16 protein-coding genes are annotated in these 17,399 nt (G+C 73.0%); 13 read left to right on the forward strand and 3 right to left on the reverse strand.

Annotation, left to right across the window (positions count from 1 at the left end; translation table 11 throughout):
• Positions 1-46 precede the first annotated feature (46 nt).
• The 7 genes from CFT82_RS00860 to CFT82_RS00890 all read left to right on the forward strand — a co-directional run bounded on the left by CFT82_RS00860 (position 47) and on the right by CFT82_RS00890 (position 8,292).
• Complete coding sequence (locus tag CFT82_RS00860; protein ID WP_088817218.1) at positions 47-1,285, forward strand: FKBP-type peptidyl-prolyl cis-trans isomerase; 1,239 nt, start codon at positions 47-49, stop codon at positions 1,283-1,285.
• A 330-nt stretch (positions 1,286-1,615) separates the two neighbouring features.
• Positions 1,616-2,005 carry an FKBP-type peptidyl-prolyl cis-trans isomerase gene (locus tag CFT82_RS00865; RefSeq protein ID WP_088817219.1) on the forward strand — a complete coding sequence of 130 codons (390 nt, stop codon included), beginning with the start codon at positions 1,616-1,618 and terminating at the stop codon, positions 2,003-2,005.
• A gap of 52 nt (positions 2,006-2,057) precedes the next feature.
• Complete coding sequence (locus tag CFT82_RS00870) at positions 2,058-3,074, forward strand: helix-turn-helix transcriptional regulator (RefSeq protein ID WP_088818252.1); 1,017 nt, start codon at positions 2,058-2,060, stop codon at positions 3,072-3,074.
• Positions 3,074-4,096: a helix-turn-helix transcriptional regulator gene (locus CFT82_RS00875; protein ID WP_088817220.1), complete on the forward strand. Its 1,023-nt coding sequence runs from the start codon at positions 3,074-3,076 to the stop codon at positions 4,094-4,096. The genes CFT82_RS00870 and CFT82_RS00875 overlap by 1 nt, the downstream gene beginning before the upstream one ends.
• A gap of 51 nt (positions 4,097-4,147) precedes the next feature.
• Entirely contained in the window at positions 4,148-4,507 is a 360-nt protein-coding gene (tatA, locus tag CFT82_RS00880; RefSeq protein ID WP_088817221.1) for a Sec-independent protein translocase subunit TatA, read from the forward strand.
• A gap of 14 nt (positions 4,508-4,521) precedes the next feature.
• Positions 4,522-5,340: a twin-arginine translocase subunit TatC gene (gene tatC, locus CFT82_RS00885; protein ID WP_143469441.1), complete on the forward strand. Its 819-nt coding sequence runs from the start codon at positions 4,522-4,524 to the stop codon at positions 5,338-5,340.
• Between the two features lie 87 nt (positions 5,341-5,427).
• Positions 5,428-8,292, forward strand: a complete 2,865-nt coding sequence (locus CFT82_RS00890) for a DEAD/DEAH box helicase (RefSeq protein ID WP_088817223.1) — start codon at positions 5,428-5,430, stop codon at positions 8,290-8,292.
• Positions 8,293-8,301: 9 nt separating this feature from the next.
• Here CFT82_RS00890 and CFT82_RS00895 read toward each other — a convergent pair whose 3' ends face one another.
• Entirely contained in the window at positions 8,302-9,273 is a 972-nt protein-coding gene (locus CFT82_RS00895; RefSeq protein ID WP_088817224.1) for a 5'-3' exonuclease, read from the reverse strand.
• A 23-nt stretch (positions 9,274-9,296) separates the two neighbouring features.
• Here CFT82_RS00895 and CFT82_RS00900 point away from each other — a divergent pair, with 23 nt between their 5' ends.
• Positions 9,297-9,764: an Lrp/AsnC family transcriptional regulator gene (locus tag CFT82_RS00900; protein WP_088817225.1), complete on the forward strand. Its 468-nt coding sequence runs from the start codon at positions 9,297-9,299 to the stop codon at positions 9,762-9,764.
• A 1-nt stretch (position 9,765) separates the two neighbouring features.
• On the opposite strand, the gene CFT82_RS00905 is transcribed toward CFT82_RS00900, so the two are convergent.
• Positions 9,766-10,254, reverse strand: coding sequence for an aminoacyl-tRNA deacylase (locus CFT82_RS00905; protein ID WP_088817226.1), 489 nt, complete (start codon positions 10,252-10,254; stop codon positions 9,766-9,768).
• A gap of 49 nt (positions 10,255-10,303) precedes the next feature.
• On the opposite strand from CFT82_RS00905, the gene CFT82_RS00910 reads away from it, so the two are divergent.
• The 5 genes from CFT82_RS00910 (at position 10,304) to CFT82_RS00930 (ending at position 15,935) form a co-directional block, all read left to right on the forward strand.
• The gene (locus tag CFT82_RS00910) at positions 10,304-11,893 is read left to right on the forward strand and encodes an amidohydrolase (RefSeq protein WP_159461806.1); all 1,590 of its coding nucleotides are present in this window, start codon (positions 10,304-10,306) and stop codon (positions 11,891-11,893) included.
• Between the two features lie 413 nt (positions 11,894-12,306).
• Positions 12,307-13,944 (forward strand): apolipoprotein N-acyltransferase, encoded by a 1,638-nt coding sequence (gene lnt / locus CFT82_RS00915; RefSeq protein WP_159461807.1) that lies wholly within the window; start codon positions 12,307-12,309, stop codon positions 13,942-13,944.
• Positions 13,945-13,985: 41 nt separating this feature from the next.
• Complete coding sequence (locus CFT82_RS00920) at positions 13,986-14,753, forward strand: polyprenol monophosphomannose synthase (RefSeq protein WP_088817229.1); 768 nt, start codon at positions 13,986-13,988, stop codon at positions 14,751-14,753.
• Positions 14,750-15,364 carry an FxsA family protein gene (locus tag CFT82_RS00925; protein ID WP_088817230.1) on the forward strand — a complete coding sequence of 205 codons (615 nt, stop codon included), beginning with the start codon at positions 14,750-14,752 and terminating at the stop codon, positions 15,362-15,364. The genes CFT82_RS00920 and CFT82_RS00925 overlap by 4 nt, the downstream gene beginning before the upstream one ends.
• Before the next feature lie 211 nt (positions 15,365-15,575).
• Positions 15,576-15,935 carry an RNA polymerase-binding protein RbpA gene (locus CFT82_RS00930; protein WP_088817231.1) on the forward strand — a complete coding sequence of 120 codons (360 nt, stop codon included), beginning with the start codon at positions 15,576-15,578 and terminating at the stop codon, positions 15,933-15,935.
• A gap of 97 nt (positions 15,936-16,032) precedes the next feature.
• On the opposite strand, the gene CFT82_RS00935 is transcribed toward CFT82_RS00930, so the two are convergent.
• Positions 16,033-17,376: an AI-2E family transporter gene (locus tag CFT82_RS00935; RefSeq protein ID WP_234994212.1), complete on the reverse strand. Its 1,344-nt coding sequence runs from the start codon at positions 17,374-17,376 to the stop codon at positions 16,033-16,035.
• Between the last annotated feature and the right edge of the window lie 23 nt (positions 17,377-17,399).

Raw genomic sequence — 17,399 nt, forward strand, 5'->3', positions numbered from 1 at the left:
GACCGGCCGGACCAGGACCTGACACCGAATCGTGAGGATCAACACCGTGAAGCGAACCTCCGCCCGCCTGATCGCCCTCGCCGCCAGCGCCAGCCTCGCGCTCTCGGCCTGTGGTGGGGACGACGCCGAGGGTGAGTCCTCGGAGACCACCGCCGCCAGCTCCGAGGCCGCCGGCGATGCGGCGGGCTCCGAGGAGTCCGACAAGGCCTCGGACGAGAAGGCCTCCGATGACAAGGCCTCGGACGAGAAGGCCTCCGAGGGCGCCGGGGGCGACGAGTCCCCGGGCTCCGAGAGCAGCGGCTCCGCCGAGTCCGACGGCAAGGACCCGGACCCGAAGGCCGCCGGCAAGATCGAGGACGTGAAGTATGAGGACGGCAAGAAGCCGAAGCTGACCTTCGGCGACAAGCCCTTCACCGTCTCGAAGACGCAGTCCACCGTGGTCGAGGAGGGCAAGGGCGACGGTGAGAAGATCGCGAAGGACACCGAGTTCTACGTGGAGTTCGCGGTCTACAACGGGACCACCGGCAAGGAGATCCAGAACGCCTTCGGCAAGGGACTCGCGCCGCTGATCCCCAACCAGTCCCAGCCTGACGCGCTCGGCCCGGAGTTCGAGGGCAAGAAGCCCGGCGACACCGTGGCGATCGCCATCCCGTACGAGGAGCACTTCCCCGAGGGTGGTGGCGAGCAGTTCGGCTTCGAGAAGGGCGACTCGGTGGTCTACCTCATGAAGGTCGACGACTCTGAGCCGACCGACTCGTACACGGCTGATGACGTTCCGAAGGGCTTCCCCACGGTGGAGTTCTACGACAAGCGCCCTGATGTCATCACCATGCCGAAGTCGGACGCGCCCAAGAAGCTTCAGGACACCCTCCTCGAGAAGGGTGACGGCAAGAAGGTCAAGAAGGGCGACACCATTTCCGTTCACTACACCGGCGTGAAGTGGAAGAACGGGAAGCAGGGCGAGGTCTTTGACTCCTCCAAGATGGGGGGACAGCCGGTCTCCTTCCCCATCGGCACCGGGGCTGTCATCAAGGGCTGGGACGAGAGCCTGGTCGGCAAGAAGGTCGGCGACCGGGTGGAGATCGTCATCCCGCCGAAGAAGGGCTACGGCAAGGAGGGCATGCCGCAGGCCGGGATCAAGGGCGACGACACTCTGGTCTTCGTAGTCGACATCGTGGACACCAAGCCCACCCCCGAGCAGGAGCTCCCCCCGCAGCCGGAGCAGAAGGATCAGCCGAAGGAGCAGGAGCAGCCCGAGAAGAAGGAGAGCGACGAGGGCAAGTGACCCACTGAGGCGGCCAGCAGGGGGGAGGCAGGGCCCGGCACTCCAGCCCCCCCATCCCTCCGTGCCTCCGCCTCCACCGCCCGCTTCCTCCCGCGCGAGACGCGCTTCCCCCTGCTGCAGCACGGGGAAGCGCGTCTCGCGCGACGGGGTGTCGCGGCAGGTGCACTCTGCCGGGCTGTAGCGCGGGCAGGCGCGTCTCGCGCGACAGGGGAGGGGGCTGCCGGGGGCGGGGAAATCACCTCGGTGGCAGACTGTCTCTTCGGCCCACCGGGCCACCCGGCAGGGCCCCACGGCCCGGCCACCCCACCGTCCACCCCGAGAGGACCCACCATGACCGACGCCCCGCGCAGCAAGCCCGAGATCGACTTCCCCGAGGGCGAGGTCCCCACCGAGCTGGTCGTCGAGGAGCTCATCGAGGGGGAGGGCACCGAGGCCGCGGCCGGCGACATGGTGGCCGCCCACTACGTCGGCGTCGCCTGGTCCACCGGCGAGCAGTTCGACGCCTCCTGGGACCGTGGCGCCCCGCTGCAGTTCCAGCTCGGCGTCGGCCAGGTGATCCCCGGCTGGGACCAGGGCATGCAGGGGATGAAGGTCGGCGGGCGGCGCAAGCTCGTCATCCCGGCCCACCTGGCCTACGGTGACCGGGGCGCCGGCGGCGTCATCGCCCCGGGTGAGACGCTGATCTTCGTCGTCGACCTGCTCGGCGTCGCCCAGGACTGAGGCACCAGCGCAGCGGCAGCCCGCCGCGCACGCACCGAGGAGGGGAGTGGGCATGGTCACCGGACGCGGGCACGACCCGAATCTCAAGACCGAGCGTCTGCTGAACCTCCTCATCGCCCTGCTGCACACGCGGCGCCCCCTCACCAAGGCCGAGATCCGGCGCGCGATGCCGGAGTACGCCGAGGGCTCGACCGAGGCCTTCGACCGCACCTTCGAGCGGGACAAGGCCGACCTGCGGGCCCTCGGTGTCCCCATCACCACCGCCCCGGTGGACGCCGGCTTCGACGACGAGGAGGGCTACCGCGTCGACCCGGCCGAGTACGCCCTGCCGGAGCTGGTCGTCGACGCCGACGAGCTCCGCCTCCTGGGCGTGGCGGCCCGGGTGTGGGGGCAGGCCAGCCTCGCCGGCGCCGCCCGGCGGGCCCTGCAGAAGGTCTCCGCCGACGCCCCGGAGGCGGTGGACGACGCCGATCCCGACGCCGCCGTCGAGGAGCCCGGGGTCGGCCTCCAGCCGGTCATCCGCACCCCCGAGCAGGCCTTCACCCCGCTGCGGGAGGCCATCACCGCCCGGCGCGCGGTCACCTTCCCCTACCGCCGCAGCGGCTCCGAGCCCACCCTGCGCCGGGTGGAGCCCTGGTCGCTGCTCCTCCGCCGCGGCCGCTGGTACGTCACCGGCCACGACACCGACCGCGACGCGCCCCGCATCTTCCGCCTCGACCGGATCACCGGCCCGGTCCGCGCCCACGGCCGCGCCGGTGCCGTGCAGGTCCCCGCCGACCACGACCCCTCGGCCCTGCTCACCGCCCACGACGCCCCGCAGACCGTGGAGCTGCGCCTCACCCTCCGGCCCGGGGGCGGGGGCAGCCTGCGTCGCCTGGCCGATGCCATCGAGCCGCTGCCGGACCCCGCGCAGGGCGAGGTGCTGCACCTGCGCGAGGCCGATCGCTCCCGCGTCGTGGGGCAGGTCGCCGAGATCGCGCCGGAGGTGCTGGCCATCGAGCCGGCCGAGATCCGCGAGCAGGTCGTCGACCGCTGGCGCGCCGCCGCCGGCACCCGGGAGGAGGACTGATGGCTGCCGAGTCGGCGACCGCCCGCCTGGAGCGGCTCCTGGCGATGGTGCCCTGGCTCCTGCGACGGCAGGGAGTGGACCTCGAGGAGGCGGCCCGCACCTTCGGCGTGAGCCCCACCACCCTGGAGCGCGACCTCTCCCTGGTCTTCATGTGCGGCCTGCCGGGGCGGATGCCGGACGACCTCATCGACGCCCAGTGGGACGACGGGCACGTGTACCTGCGGAACGCCGAGACCATCGGCCGCCCGCTGCGGCTGGCACCCGACGAGGCCCTGGCCCTGGTGGCCGGGCTGCGGGCGCTCCAGGCCACCCCCGGGCTGACGGAGGAGGACCGTGCACGGGTCGCCGGCCTGGTGGCGCGGATCGAGGGGGCGGCCGGGGACCTGCAGGCGCTGGCCAGCGCCGCGGTGGTGGCGGAGACGCCTGCCGCCCCGGACGAGCGGCTCGCCGCCGAGCTCCGCCGAGCCGTGGAGGACCAGCGGCAGCTGGCGCTCCGCCACCGGGCCAGCGGCCGTGCCGAGGTCACCCAGCGCACCGTCTCGCCGATGCGGGTGGTCACGGTGGACGGGAACACCTATCTGGAGGCGTGGTGCCACCGGGCGGAAGAGGTCCGGCTCTTCCGGCTCGACCGCATCGAGTCGGCCGTGGTGACCCCCGAGGCCGCCGCCGTGCCCAGCAGGGCCGAGCCCCGGGACCTGTCGGCCGGGGTCTACGGCGGGGGACCGGACGACCGGGTGGTCGTGCTGGACCTCGCCCCGGAGGCCGCGTGGGTGGCCGAGTACTACGGCGGTGAGCCCGTGGAGGGCGGTCCGGAGGCCCCGGGGGCCCCCTGCACGACGGCACCGGGCTGGCAGCGCGTGACGGTCCGGGCGGCGGACCCGGCGTGGGTCGCACCGCTGGTGTGGAGCACCGGGGGAGCGGTCCGCGTCGTGTCCCCTGCGGATCTGGCGAGCCGGGTGTGCGAAGGTGCTTCCGAAGCGGTTCACCGGGTCCTGTCCGGCCCCGGGTTTACCGTAGAGTGAATGTGATGGGGCCAGTCAGGCCCCTGGCCGAGTCCCAACCTAGGAGCCGTCATGGGCGCACGCCTCTTCGACAACCCGTGGATGATCCTGATCCTCGTCATCGTCATCGTTCTCGTCTTCGCCTCCGCGAAGCTGCCGGACATGGCCCGCAACCTCGGCCGCTCGGCCCGCGTGCTGAAGTCCGAGGTCGGTGAGATGAAGAACGAGAAGAAGGACGACACCGTGACCGGTGACGCCACCGAGGTGCGCCGTGAGCGCGCCGCCGGTGAGGACGCCGAGGGCAACTGGAGCCCGGACGCGCACGCCCGTGACTACGAGGCCCAGCGCCCCGACTCCCGTCTGGCCGACCCGACCCGCTCCCGTGAGCAGGGCATCTCGGACGAGCCCAGCGACGGCACCCGTCTCAACTGACCGGGCGCACGCACGTGCCCAAGGTTCCCTTCTCCGACAAGGCCAAGAATCCGGAGGGCCGCATGGCCCTCATGGACCACGTCCGGGAGTTCCGCACCCGTCTGCTGATCTCCGCGGCCGCGGTCTTCATCGGGCTCTGCGTGGGCTGGTACTACTACACCCCGGTGGCGGAGTACCTCATGGCGCCGGTCGTCGAGGTGGCCAAGCAGCGTAACCAGGATCTGAGCGTCAACTACGGCGCCACCGGCGTGACGCAGCCCTTCACCATCAAGATGAAGGTCGCCTTCTTCGTCGGCATCATCATCTCGAGCCCCATCTGGCTCTGGCAGGCGTGGGCCTTCATCCTCCCGGGGCTCTACCCCCGGGAGAAGAAGATCGCGCTGGGCTACTTCTTCGCCGCGGTCCCGATGTTCATCGCCGGATGCGCACTGGCGGCTTGGGCGCTCCCGACGGCCGTGGAGACCCTGCTCGGGACATTCATCCCCGACGGGGGATCCAACCTCACCGCCGCCGAGCCCTACTTCGCCTTCGTCGGCAACTTCATCCTCTGGTTCGGAGTGGCCTTCCTCCTGCCGGTGATCATGGTCGGCATCAACCACGCCGGGCTCATGAGCGGCCGCCTGATGCTCCGCTCCTGGCGCTGGGCCGTCGTGCTGGTGCTCGTCTTCGCGGCCCTGGCCGCGCCGGACCCGGCCTCCATGATCACGCTGACCATCCCGATGATGATGCTGTACTTCGTGGCCTGTGGCATCGCCGTGACCCGGGACAAGCACCGGGCCAAGAAGCGGCCCGAGTACCTGGACACCGACCCGGACGTCGCCAGCGCCCTCTGAGCGCCGCCCCGGCCCGGCTCCCCAGCACCACCGCCCACCCTGGGCGCTCCTCCGACGACCGCCGGGGGCTGCGCCTAGGGTGGAGCCATGTCCAGCCCCTCCGAACGCTACGCCGCGGCCCGCCGCCGCAGCCGGTTCACGCACCTGGCCGAGTTCACGATGCACCATCCCTTCGAGCTGGACGACTTCCAGCAGGTGGCCTGCGAGGCGGTCGAGGAGGGCAAGGGCGCCCTGGTGGCCGCACCCACCGGGGCGGGCAAGACGGTGGTGGGGGAGTTCGCCGTCCACCTCGCGCTGGCGACCGGGCGCAAGTGCTTCTACACCACCCCGATCAAGGCGCTGAGCAACCAGAAGTACCACGACCTCGCCGAGGCCTACGGGGAGGCGAACGTCGGCCTGCTCACCGGGGACAGCTCCGTCAACGGGCACGCCCCGGTGGTGGTCATGACCACCGAGGTGCTCCGCAACATGCTCTACGCGGACTCGCCCACGCTCGCCGGGCTGGGCTTCACGGTCATGGACGAGGTCCACTACCTGGCCGACCGGATGCGCGGCGCCGTCTGGGAGGAGGTCATCCTCCACCTGCCGCAGGACGTGCAGGTCATCTCGCTCTCGGCCACCGTGAGCAACGCCGAGGAGTTCGGCGCCTGGCTGGATCAGGTGCGGGGCACCACCGAGGTGGTCGTCTCCGAGGTGCGCCCCGTCCCGCTCTGGCAGCACATGATGGTCGGCACCGAGCTCTTCGACCTCTTCGGCGAGGGAGGGGCCGGGGCCCGGGCCGGGCGGAGCCGGGGCGTGAACCCCGAGCTCATGGCCCGCCTCCGCAGCGCGCGGGCCGCCGACACCGGCTGGCACCGGGAGGACGCCGGCGCACCGCGCGGGCGCCGGGGGAGGAAGCGCGGGCGGGGCGGACCCTCCGCCCGCGAGCAGCGCCGCGGGCATGCTGCCGGGCACCGGTTCGAGCAGCCCGCGGGGGAGGGGAGCCGGCGCCCCGTGGGGACGCCCTCCCGCGCCCAGGTCGTGTCCACCCTCGACGACGCCGGCCTGCTCCCGGCCATCGTCTTCATCTTCAGCCGGAACGGCTGCGACGGGGCGGTGCGCCAGCTGCTGGCCACGGACACGCGCCTCATCGACACCGCCGAGGGGGAGCGGATCCACCACGAGGTGGAGCGGCGGGTGCTCTCGGTGGCCCCGGAGGACCTCGGCGTGCTCGGGTACCACGACTTCGTCGAGGGGCTGACCCGCGGCTTCGCCGCCCACCACGCGGGCATGCTGCCGCTCTTCCGGGAGATCGTCGAGGAGCTCTTCGCCGCCGGGCGGATCCAGGCCGTCTTCGCCACCGAGACCCTCGCGCTCGGGGTGAACATGCCGGCCCGCACGACCGTCATCGAGAAGATGGTGAAGTACAACGGCGAGACCCACGCCGATCTCACCCCCGCCGAGTACACCCAGCTCACCGGCCGGGCCGGACGGCGCGGGATCGACGTCGAGGGCCACGCGGTGGTGCTCGCCGGGCCCCGCGTCGACCCGTTGCAGGTGGCCGGGCTCGCCTCCACCCGGACCTATCCGCTGCGCTCCAGCTTCCGTCCCTCGGCCAACATGGCGGTCAACCTGGTGGACCGGATGGGCCGGGACGAGGCGCGCCACCTGCTGGAGGAGTCCTTCGCACAGTTCCAGGCCGACCGGGCGATGGCCGGCCACTCCCACGCGGTGGAGCGCAACGAGGAGGCGATGGCCGGCTACGCCGAGGCCATGTCCTGCCACCTCGGCGACTTCGCCGAGTACGCCGAGCTGCGCCACCAGCTGACCCAGGCCGAGAAGGACGCCGCCAAGCAGCGTGGCGCCGCCAAGCGGGCCCACGTCCAACGGGTCCTCGAGGAGCTGTCGGTCGGCGACGTGATCCGGGTCGGGTCCGGGTGGAAGGCCGGGCGGGCCGTGGTGATCACCGGCACGCACGGGGTGAGCAAGCGGCACGACGACGTCGCGGTGGTCAACGACTCCGGCCGACTGCGCACCATGACCGCCGACGACCTCACCGAGCCACCGGTGGTGCAGGGATCCATCGCCATCCCGCCACGCTTCAACCCGCGCAAGCCGAAGGACCGCAAGGACCTCGCGGCGACGATGCGCGCGAAGGTGCCGGACACCGACCCGCCGGCGCGACGCCGTGGCCAGGACACCACCGGGACCGACGAGCCCGGCCTGGGCGGGGCTGCGGGGGAGCGGATCGACAGCCTGCGGGCCGCCCTGCGGCGGCACCCCTGCCACGCCTGCCCGGACCGGGAGGAGCACGCCCGCTGGGCGGTGCGCCTGCAACAGCTCAAGCGGGAGACCTCCGGGCTGCGCCGCAAGGTGGCCCGGCGCACGCACACGATCAGCCGGACCTTCGACCGGATCTGCTCCATGCTGGCCGAGTGGGGCTATCTCAGCGAGGACGGTCAGGAGGTCACCGACGCCGGCCGCACCCTGCAGCGGATCTACGGCGAGAAGGACCTGCTGGTGGCCGAGTGCCTGCGGCAGGGCGTCTGGCGGGGTCTGGACGCCTCCGAGCTGGCGGCCGTGGCCGGCATCGTCATCCACGAGTCGCGGCGCGGCGAGGTGGACGTGCAGCCCGCCATGCCCACCACCCGGGTGCAGCGCGCGCACGAGCTCATGCTGGACCTGTGGTCGCGGATCGAGGACTCCGAGATCGAGCACGACCTCCCGGTGACGGCCCAGCCGGACGCCGGGATCGCCTGGATGATGCACCGCTGGGCCGCCGGGGCACGACTGGAGGTGGTGCTGCGCGACAGCGAGCTCTCCGCCGGTGACTTCGTGCGCCGGGCCAAGCAGGTGGTGGACCTCCTCGGGCAGATCGAGAAGGCCGCCCCGCACCCGGCCGTGCAGGGGACGGCCCGCAAGGCGATGGGGCTCATGCTGCGGGGGGTCGTGGCGACCGACCGGCTCGACTGACCGGAGGGGTCAGGCCAGCCCGAGCGCCGCCAGGACCCGGTCCACCGAGCCGCCCAGGTCGTGGCTCTGCCGCAGCGCCTCCAGGGTGTCCGGGTCAGCCACCTCCACCGGCAGCGCCACCGCGCCCAGCGGGTCGGCCACCGGCCCGATCGGTCCGGCGCCACCGAGCAGGCGCAGCGGGGCATCACGCACCACGTGCACCACGCGCGGGGCCGCGGCCAGGTACCCGGCGCCCTCCTCGAGACGGGCACGGCGGGCGCCCTTGATCCGCGGGTCACCGGACGTGACGGCCTGCTGGATCCCCGCGAGCGAGCCGAACTCCTCCAGCAGCGCGGCGGCCGTCTTCTCCCCGATGCCCCGGACCCCCGGCAGCCCGTCCGAGGCGTCGCCCCGGAGCACCGCAAGATCCGCGTAGCGCTCACCGCTGGCCACCCCGTACCTCTGCTGCAGCCACGAGCAGTCGACCGCGTCAGCGTCCCGCACCCCGCCCCGGGCCGTGTACACCACCCGCACGTCCAGCTCGTCGTCCACGAGCTGGAAGAGATCGCGGTCGCCGGTGACGACCTCCACCGGCACCTGCCCCGCCAGCGAGCTGGCCAAGGTGCCGAGCACGTCGTCGGCCTCGTGGCCCGGGGAGCCGATCCGCGCGATGCCGAGGGCGGCGAGCAGCTCGCAGATCACGGGGACCTGCGGCACCAGGTCCGGCGGGGTGTCCTCCGCCTTCTCCTCGCCCTCGGCCAGCCGGTGCTCCTTGTAGCTGGGGAGCGCCTCCACCCGGAAGGCCGGCCGCCAGTCCTCGTCCCAGCACATCGCCAGCCCGGAGGCACCCCGGGCGGTGAGCAGGGAGGCGGTCATGTCCAGCAGCCCGCGGACCGCGTTGTTCGGCGGCGCGGCCGGGTCGCGCCGCCGGTCGGGCACGCCGTGGAAGGCGCGGTAGTAGAGGCTCGCGGCGTCGACGAGGAGGACGGGGGAGGGCTTCACGGCGCTCAGCCTAGGCTGACCCGGTGACCGACATCGAGCTCGACGCCACCGACCACCACATCATCGCGGAGCTCACCCGCGACGGCCGCCTCAGCTTCACCGACCTGGCGGCCCTGGTGCACCTGTCCACCTCGGCCGCCCACCAACGGGTGCGGCGGCTGGAACAGCACGGCGTCATCCGCCGCTTCACCGCGGTGGTGGACCCGGAGGCGGCGGGCCTGCCGGTCACGGCGCTGCTCTCCCTGACCCCCTTCGACCCCGGCGCCCCCGACGACATCCCGGACCGGCTGGCGCACATCTCGGCCATCGAGGCCTGCTGGAGCGTCGCCGGCGCCGCGAGCTATGTCCTGCTGGTGCGGGTCAGTCGCCCGAGCGTGCTGGAGGGCCTCATCGCCGAGATCCGGTCCACAGCCCGCTGCTCGACCACGACGACGATGGTCCTCACCACACCCTGGGAGCACCGCGGGGCCTTCGCCGACTGGGAGCGCTGAGTCAGGCGCGGATGTCCACCATTCTCGCCCCCGTGGCCTCCAGGAAGGCGGCGGGCGTGATCTCGACGTCGAAGCCGCGCCGCCCACCGGAGAGGAAGACGGTGGCGTGCTCCTCCAGCCGCCGGTCCACGAGCATCGGCAGCCGGGTCCGCTGCCCGAAGGGACTGATCCCGCCCACCACGTAGCCGGTGGCCCGCTCGGCCAGCGCGACGTCGGCCATCGACACCCGCTTCACGCCCAGCTCACGGGCCACGGCCTTGGTGTCGAGCCGGTCGGCGACGGCCACCACGCCCACCGCCAGCGAGCTCTGCCGGCGGCCACCGGTGTCCACCACGAGGGTCTTGAAGATCCGCTCGGGCTCGATGCCGAGGGCCTCGGAGGCCTCCTCGCCGTAGCCCTCCACGTCGTCCTCGTGGCCGAAGGCGTGCCCGGTCCAGGGCACCCCGGCAGCGTCGAGGGCACGGGTCGCGGGAGTGGTCGGGATGCGCATCCGGGGAGTCTCCCAGACGGCCCCGGACCGGTGGTGGCACACTCTCTGGATGCACCCCCTCGTCCTGCGCTCCGTGACCCTGTGGAACCCCGGCTCGCTGCCCGTCCCCGGGCAGACGATCGTCGTGGAGCGAGGGAGCGTGGAGTGGATCGGCCCGGACGCCGAGGCTCCCACCACCGCCGAGCTGCACCCCTACCGTGAGGTGGAGGCCGAGGGCCGGCTCCTCACCCCGGCCTTCGTGGACAGCCACGCCCACGTCTCCACCACCGGGGAGGTCCTCGGCGGGGTGGACCTCTCGGCCACCCGCAGCCTCACCGAGGCCCTGGACCTCGTCGCCGAGGCGGCCACCGCGCGGCCCGGGCTGCCGATCTTCGCCCACGGCTGGGACGAGACGAACTGGCCGGAGAACCGTCCCTTCACCTGCGAGGAGCTGGACCGGGCCTCCGGCGACGGGGTGGTGCACGCACCGCGCGTGGACCTGCACGCCGCCTGCGTCTCCTCCTCGCTGGCCGCCGTCGCGGCCGTGACCACCAAGGACGGCTGGGACGGCCGGGGGATGGCCACCCGGGCCGCGCAGGACGCGGTCGTGGACGCCTGGGCCGCCAGCGTCGGCCCCGACGCCCGCCGCCGCAACATCGAGCTGGCGCTGCACGCCGCCGCCCGCGCCGGTATCGGCACCGTGCACGAGATGGGCACCCCGAACCTCAGCAGCCGGGACGACGTGCGGGAGGTCGTGCAGGCCGGCGGCGACGGGGCCCCGCGCACCGTCGGCTACTGGGGCGAGGTGGTCAGCGAGCCGCACCACGCCGTGCACCTGCGGGAGGCCCTGGGCGTCACCGGTCTGGGGGGAGACATCTACCTGGACGGCAGCTTCGGGGCCCACAACGCCGGGGTGCTGGAGCCCTACACCGACCGACCGTCGACGACCGGGGACCTCTACCTCACGGTGAGCCAGGCGACCGAGCACCTCGTGGCCTGCACCGTCGCCGGGGTGCAGGGCGGTTTCCACTGCATCGGGGACGCCGCGATCGAGCTGGCCGCCGAGGCGTTGGAGAAGGCGATCGAGCGGCTGGGGGTGGAGGCGGTGCGTTCCGCCCACCACCGGCTGGAGCACGTGGAGCTCCCCTCGCGGCGGGCCGTGGAGACCTTCGCCCGGCTCGGGGTCACCTGCGCGATGCAGCCGCGCTTCGAGGCGCTCTGGGGCGGACCGGACGACCTCTACGCCCTCCGGCTGGGGGACCGCTGGCGACGGACCAACCCCTGGGCGCGCCTCGACGACCTGGGCGTGCCGGTCTCCTTCGGCTCGGACTCCCCGGTCACCCCCTGGGACCCGTGGGGCGCCCTGCGCGCCTGCGTGGAGCCACGCAACGAGGCCGGCCGGCTCCCGGCGGCGCGGGCGCTCAGCCTCCACACCGAGGCCGGCTGGACCACCGCCGGCCTCGTCGGGGGGCGCCTCCGGGTCGGGGGAGAGGCCGATCTCGCGCTCTGGGACCTGGACTGGACGACGGCCCTGACCCGGGCGAGCTCCAGCGGCGCCGACCCCGATCGTCTCCTCGACGAGCTCGTGGCCGCCACGGACCCGGGTGAGGCGCTGCTGACCGTCGTGGACGGCCACCTCGTCCACGACGCCGGGCTCTGACGGCCCCCGCCCCGGCCGCTCGGCGGAATTCCCCGGCTGTAGTTCGCACCCCGACAACCTGCCCCTGACCTGCGGAAACACACATCGCTGCAGGTCAGGCCGGGTTTGACTGTGCCGCCCTGCGAGGTAGTTTCTCCACACCACCGCGAGGAACCCATCACCTGGGACCCTCCGTCACGACCCCGAAGCTGCGGCCCCAACCAGCTGCGCCTCGGGGCCGCCGACGAGTTCTCGGGCTTCCGCGGTGCTCGCGGGGACCGCGCCTAGTAGAAAACGTGGACGCATCGGCAGCCAGCCGGTTCGACCACGGCCCCAACGGCGCGGTTCCCGCCCTGCACCCCCCCGAGAGCCCGGCACACGACCCGGGGAGTGCGGGCGGCGTCGCACCCAGTGGCGTTGCCTATACTCCCGGCGTGGCCCTCCTCCAGCGTGTTCTCGCCTCCCTCCTTGCGGGGACCGCTCTGTGGCTCTCCTTCCCCGAGGCGAACCTGTGGTGGGCGGCCCCGATCGGCGTCGCCCTGAGCCTGCTCGCCGTCCGCGGTGCCTCCCTCCGGGCCGGTGCCGGCCTCGGCCTCCTCACCGGCCTGGCCTTCTTCCTGCCCCTCCTGCGCTGGTCGGGGATCTACGTCGGCGCCGACGCCTGGCTCGCCCTCGGGGTGGTCCAGGCGCTCTACCTGGCGCCGCTGGGGGTGCTCCTCGTCGCCGTGCAGCGTGCCAGCGCGCGCCTCTCCCGAGGCGCCGAGATGGTGGTGCTGCCCGCCCTGACCGGTGGGGCTTGGGTGGCGCAGGAGTGGCTCCGGGGGAGCCAGCCGTGGGGCGGGTTCTCCTGGGCCCGGCTGGCCTTCTCGCAGGCCGACGCACCCACCCTGGCCACCGCCCGGTACCTGACCGCCGCCGGCACGAGCGCCTGGGTGGCAGCCGCCGGCACGCTCCTGGGGCTCTCCGCCCTCGCCCTGGGGCACCGGGTCCGGCTGCTCGAGGGCTCTCCGGTGCCCCGCTGGGCCGCCCCGACGGCTCTGGTGGCCGCCCTCGGCCTGCTCACCGGTCCCTTGCTGCTGCCCGCCCCGCGGCCCGACGGGCGCACCCTGGAGGTGCTGGCCGTCCAAGGAGACGCCCCGGTGAGCGGGTTCCGCTTCGACGGCGACGCCCGGGAGGTGCTGACCAACCACACCGAGCTCGTCGCGCAGGCCGCCCAGGAGGTCCGGGCCGGCCGCCGTCCCGCCCCGGACGTGGTCTTCCTGCCCGAGAACGCCGCCGATCTGGACCCCACCCGCGATGCCGAGGCCTCCCAGCTCCTCGCCCGGGCCAGCTGGGAGGTGGACAGCCCGCTCCTGGTCGGCGCCATCCTCCGCGAGCCCTCGCCGATGCTCAGCAACGCCGTCCTGCAGTACCAGCCGGGGGAGGGGATCACCGCCCGCTACGACAAGCAGCACCCCGTGCCCTTCGGCGAGTGGATCCCGGAGCGCGACCTGATCCGCCGCCTCACGCCGAAGGTCGACCTCGTCCCCCGCGACTTCGCCGCCGGCTCCGCGCCCGGGCGCATGGACGTCGGGACCCGGCAGGGCGTCGTGCCGGTGGGGATCGGCATCTGCTTCGAGGTGGCCTACGACGACCTCATGCGCGGCCCGGTGGCCGACGGCGCCGAGATCCTCTTCATCCCCACGAACAACGCCTCCTTCGGCCACACCGACCAGTCCGCCCAGCAGCTGGCCATCTCCCGGGTCCGGGCGATGGAGCACGGCCGCTCGGTGGTGCACGTCTCCACGGTGGGCACCAGCGCCCTCGTCGCCCCCGACGGCTCGGTCGTGGACCTGCCGGAGGTCCCCGGGGGCGTGACCGGCCTGTTCGAGCCGGCCCTGCTGCAGGCCGAGCTGCCCCTCTCGCAGCGCATCACCCCTGCCACCCGCCTGGGGAACTGGCCCACCTGGGTGCTCACCGCACTGGCTCTGGCCGGTGGGGCGGCCGGGCTGCTGCGCCCGCGTCAGCCCGTGGGCGCACCCGTCGAGGGCACCCGGCATGATGGGGTGTCCACCAACCGGCGGCCCGTCTGACGAGCCGCCCTCCCTGCCGTCAACCCCCTCCGGAGCACCTCGTGACCCAGCACACCGCGCCGCTGCAGCGCGTCGCCGTCCTTATCCCGACCTACAACGAGGCCGAGAACATCGAGTGGATCGTGGGCCGGGTGCGGGCAGCCACCCCGCAGGTGGACGTCGTGGTGCTGGACGACAACTCCCCGGACGGCACGGGGGAGATCGCGGACCGCCTGGCCGCCGCCGACCCGCAGGTGCACGTGCTGCACCGGAAGGGGAAGGAGGGTCTGGGCCGGGCCTACCTGGCCGGCTTCGCGTGGGCGCTGGAGAACGGCTACGACGCCGCGGTGGAGATGGACGCCGACGGTTCCCACCAGCCCGAGCAGCTGCCCCGCCTGCTGGCCGCCGCCGACGCCGGGGCCGACTTGGTGCTCGGCTCCCGCTGGATCCCCGGTGGCAGCGTCGTGAACTGGCCGGTGGACCGCCAGCTCATCTCCCGGTTGGGCAACCTCTACATCAAGATCGCCCTGGGGATGCCGCTCAACGACGCCACCGGTGGGTACCGCGTGTACCGCGCCGAGGCGCTGCGCTCGATGGACCTCACGACCGTGGACTCCGTGGGCTACTGCTTCCAGGTCGACATGGCCTGGCGGGCGGTCCGTGGGGGGCTGCGGGTCGTGGAGGTGCCGATCGAGTTCATCGAGCGGGAGCGGGGCAACTCCAAGATGAACGGTGACATCGTGCGTGAGTCCCTGGTCCGGGTGTCGCGCTGGGCGGTGGAGCACCGGCTGGGCCAGGTGCGCCGCGCCCTGCCCGGAGGGTCCGCGTGAGCCCCGTCCGCAGCCGCCGGAAGCGGCGTTCCCCCTGGATCATCGGATTGAGCGCGGCACTGCTCATCATGCCGATGCTGGAGGTCGCCGCGATCCTGTTCGTCGGCCGCCAGGTCGGCGCGTGGTGGACGATCGGTCTGCTCATCTTCTGGTCCTCCCTGGGGGCCTGGATCGTCAGCCGGGAAGGTGCACGCACGTGGCGGGCGCTCAAGGGCTCCCTGAGCACGGGCCACGAGCTCTCCCGCCAGCTGACCGACGCCGCCCTGGTCCTGGTGGGGGGCACCCTGCTGCTGGCACCGGGCTTCATCACCGACGCCATGGGTCTCTTCCTGGTGGTGCCGCTGACCCGGCCGATCACCCGCCGGGCCCTGCAGCGCGTGGTGGAGAAGAAGCTGCTCGGTGGCGTGATCGGGGGCGGGCTCGTCGGGGAGACCAGTGGGTTCGACGACCCGACGGGCTTCGGCTCCTTCGCCGACGTCGGGGACCCGTGGGGGACGCCGGGCGGCACCCGAGGGAGGGGCCCGGCCGGGTCCGCTCCGGGAGGCGCCGGCCCGGTGATCAGCGGTGAGGTGGTCGACGACGAGGACCGTGGCGGCGACCACACCGTGTGAACTGGCGGTGAACAGGCAACCTCTGCCACACTGAAGGGTCGCCGGTTCCCAGGGCGCTGACTGCGCCGACCAGGGACCGCAGGAATGTCATCCGTTCACGTGACGTTCACCCGGCATGCGGTCCGCACCGCCTGCCTCGTCCCGCGCCCCGCTGCGTGGGAGCACCACGGGCGACCCGATCCGGTCGCCTCGCAGACCACAGGAGTGAGAAATGGCCGAGCGTTCCCTGCGCGGAACCAACCTCTCGGCGCTCTCGATGGAGAGCGACGAGAACGTCACCTTCAGCGAGCGCCAGATCGTCCGCTACAACTGCCCCCAGGGCCACGTCACCGAGCTGCCCTTCTCGGTGGAGGCCGAGCTGCCCGCTCTCTGGGAGTGCCGTTGCGGCGCCGAGGCCAAGCTGGAGAACGGCCCCGAGCCGGAGGCCAAGAAGACCAAGCCGGTCCGCACCCACTGGGACATGCTGCTGGAGCGTCGTTCCATCCCGGAGCTCGAGGAGCTGCTGGAGGAGCGTCTGCAGTATCTCCGCGACCGCCGGGGGACCGCGACGAAGAAGAAGCGCGCCAGCTGAGCCACCGGGCGAGCCTCCTCGGCCCGCCTGCCACGTGACGGAGCGCCGACACCCCTGAGGGTGCCGGCGCTCGGTCGTGCTCGGGGCCCTTCCGGGTTCACGCCCGGGTGGCACCCTCCGCCCCGGCCCCGTCACGGCCCGGGGCGACGTCGTCGGACTCGGCTGCCGGGTCGAGCCCGCTCGTGCCGGGGCGTTCCTCGACCAGGTGGACGGCCTCCTCGGGTTCCAGGTGTCGCCCCTCCACCTGCGGGGAGAGGGGATCATCCTGCGAGCGGGCGTCGATCTGCTCGTTGAGATAGCGCAGCACCACGACGATGCTGGCCGCCACCGGGACGGCGAGGAAGGCCCCGGCCACCCCGAACAGGGAGCTGCCGACCGCCACCGAGAGCAGCACGAGCCCCTCGTGCAGCTCCATGGCCTTGCCCTGGACGATCGGCTGGAGGATGTTCCCCTCCACGTTCTGCACCAGGAGGACGACGGCCAGCACGATGAGGGCCTTGGTGAAGCCCACGGTGACCAACGCCACGAGGACCGAGAGGGCGCCGACGACCACGGCACCGACGATCGGGACGAACCCGGCGAGGAAGGTGAGGACGGCCAGGGAGGCCCACATCGGCACCCCGACCGCCAGCAGCCCGATGCCGATGAGCACCGCGTCCACGAAGGAGATCACCGCCTGCCCGCGCACGTAGCCGCCGAGGGTCCGCCAGAGGCGCTGCCCCAGGACGGTGACGTGGGGCGCGGTGTTGCGGCCGGTGAGGCGGCTCAGCCAGGGCAGGAAGCGGTGCCCGTCGCGGACGAAGAAGAAGGTGAGCACCAGCGTCAGCAGCCCGGTGACGAAGGCGGAGGCCACCGCGGAGACCCCGGTGAAGACGCCGCCGGCGATCTGCCCGGAGGCCTCCTGGATCTTCGTGTTGAGCTCCTTGACGGCCTTGTCGACCTGCGCGTCCTGGACGTTGAGCGGCGGACCGCTGGCCCAGTCCTGCACCTGACGGATGCCGTCGGTGGCGTTCTGCGCGAGATCGGCCACCTGGTCGACCAGGGAGGGGACGATCGATCCCAGCACGCCCAGCAGCACGAGGAATCCGCCGAGGACGGCCAGCGCCGCGGCCAGGCCGTCGCCCATCCACTGGCGGAGCCAGCGCGCGACCGGTCCCAGCACGGTCGTGAGGATGAGCGCCAGCAGCAGCGGCAGCACACCCACCCAGAACTTGCCGACCAGCCAGAGCACGGCGGCCAGGGCGCCGACGATGAGCAGCAGCCGGAGCGACCAGCTGGCCAGCCACTTCAGGCCGGCGCCGAGGACCTCGCCCCGGTCACGGGTGGTGTCGCAGTCGTCCCCAGGGAGGACCGCCGGGTGCTCCTGCGAGGCGGTCAGGTCCTGGTCACCGCCGGAGACGAATCCTCCGATGGCACGTTGCACGGTCTTGAGCGGATTCACCCGCACATGGTCCCACGGCGTCC

The sequence above is a fragment of the Kytococcus aerolatus genome, from assembly GCF_900187395.1.
In the GTDB taxonomy this organism is placed as follows: domain Bacteria; phylum Actinomycetota; class Actinomycetes; order Actinomycetales; family Dermatophilaceae; genus Kytococcus; species Kytococcus aerolatus.

Bases quoted from the DNA above. Each gene is read 5' to 3' on its own strand.
- CFT82_RS00865 (WP_088817219.1), top strand. From the start codon at position 1,616: ATGACCGACGCCCCGCGCAGCAAGCCCGAGATCGACTTCCCCGAGGGC.
- CFT82_RS00870 (WP_088818252.1), top strand. From the start codon at position 2,058: ATGGTCACCGGACGCGGGCACGACCCGAATCTCAAGACCGAGCGTCTG.
- CFT82_RS00875 (WP_088817220.1), top strand. From the start codon at position 3,074: ATGGCTGCCGAGTCGGCGACCGCCCGCCTGGAGCGGCTCCTGGCGATG.
- tatA (WP_088817221.1), top strand. From the start codon at position 4,148: ATGGGCGCACGCCTCTTCGACAACCCGTGGATGATCCTGATCCTCGTC.
- CFT82_RS00890 (WP_088817223.1), top strand. From the start codon at position 5,428: ATGTCCAGCCCCTCCGAACGCTACGCCGCGGCCCGCCGCCGCAGCCGG.
- CFT82_RS00905 (WP_088817226.1), bottom strand. From the start codon at position 10,254: ATGCGCATCCCGACCACTCCCGCGACCCGTGCCCTCGACGCTGCCGGG.
- CFT82_RS00910 (WP_159461806.1), top strand. From the start codon at position 10,304: ATGCACCCCCTCGTCCTGCGCTCCGTGACCCTGTGGAACCCCGGCTCG.
- CFT82_RS00930 (WP_088817231.1), top strand. From the start codon at position 15,576: ATGGCCGAGCGTTCCCTGCGCGGAACCAACCTCTCGGCGCTCTCGATG.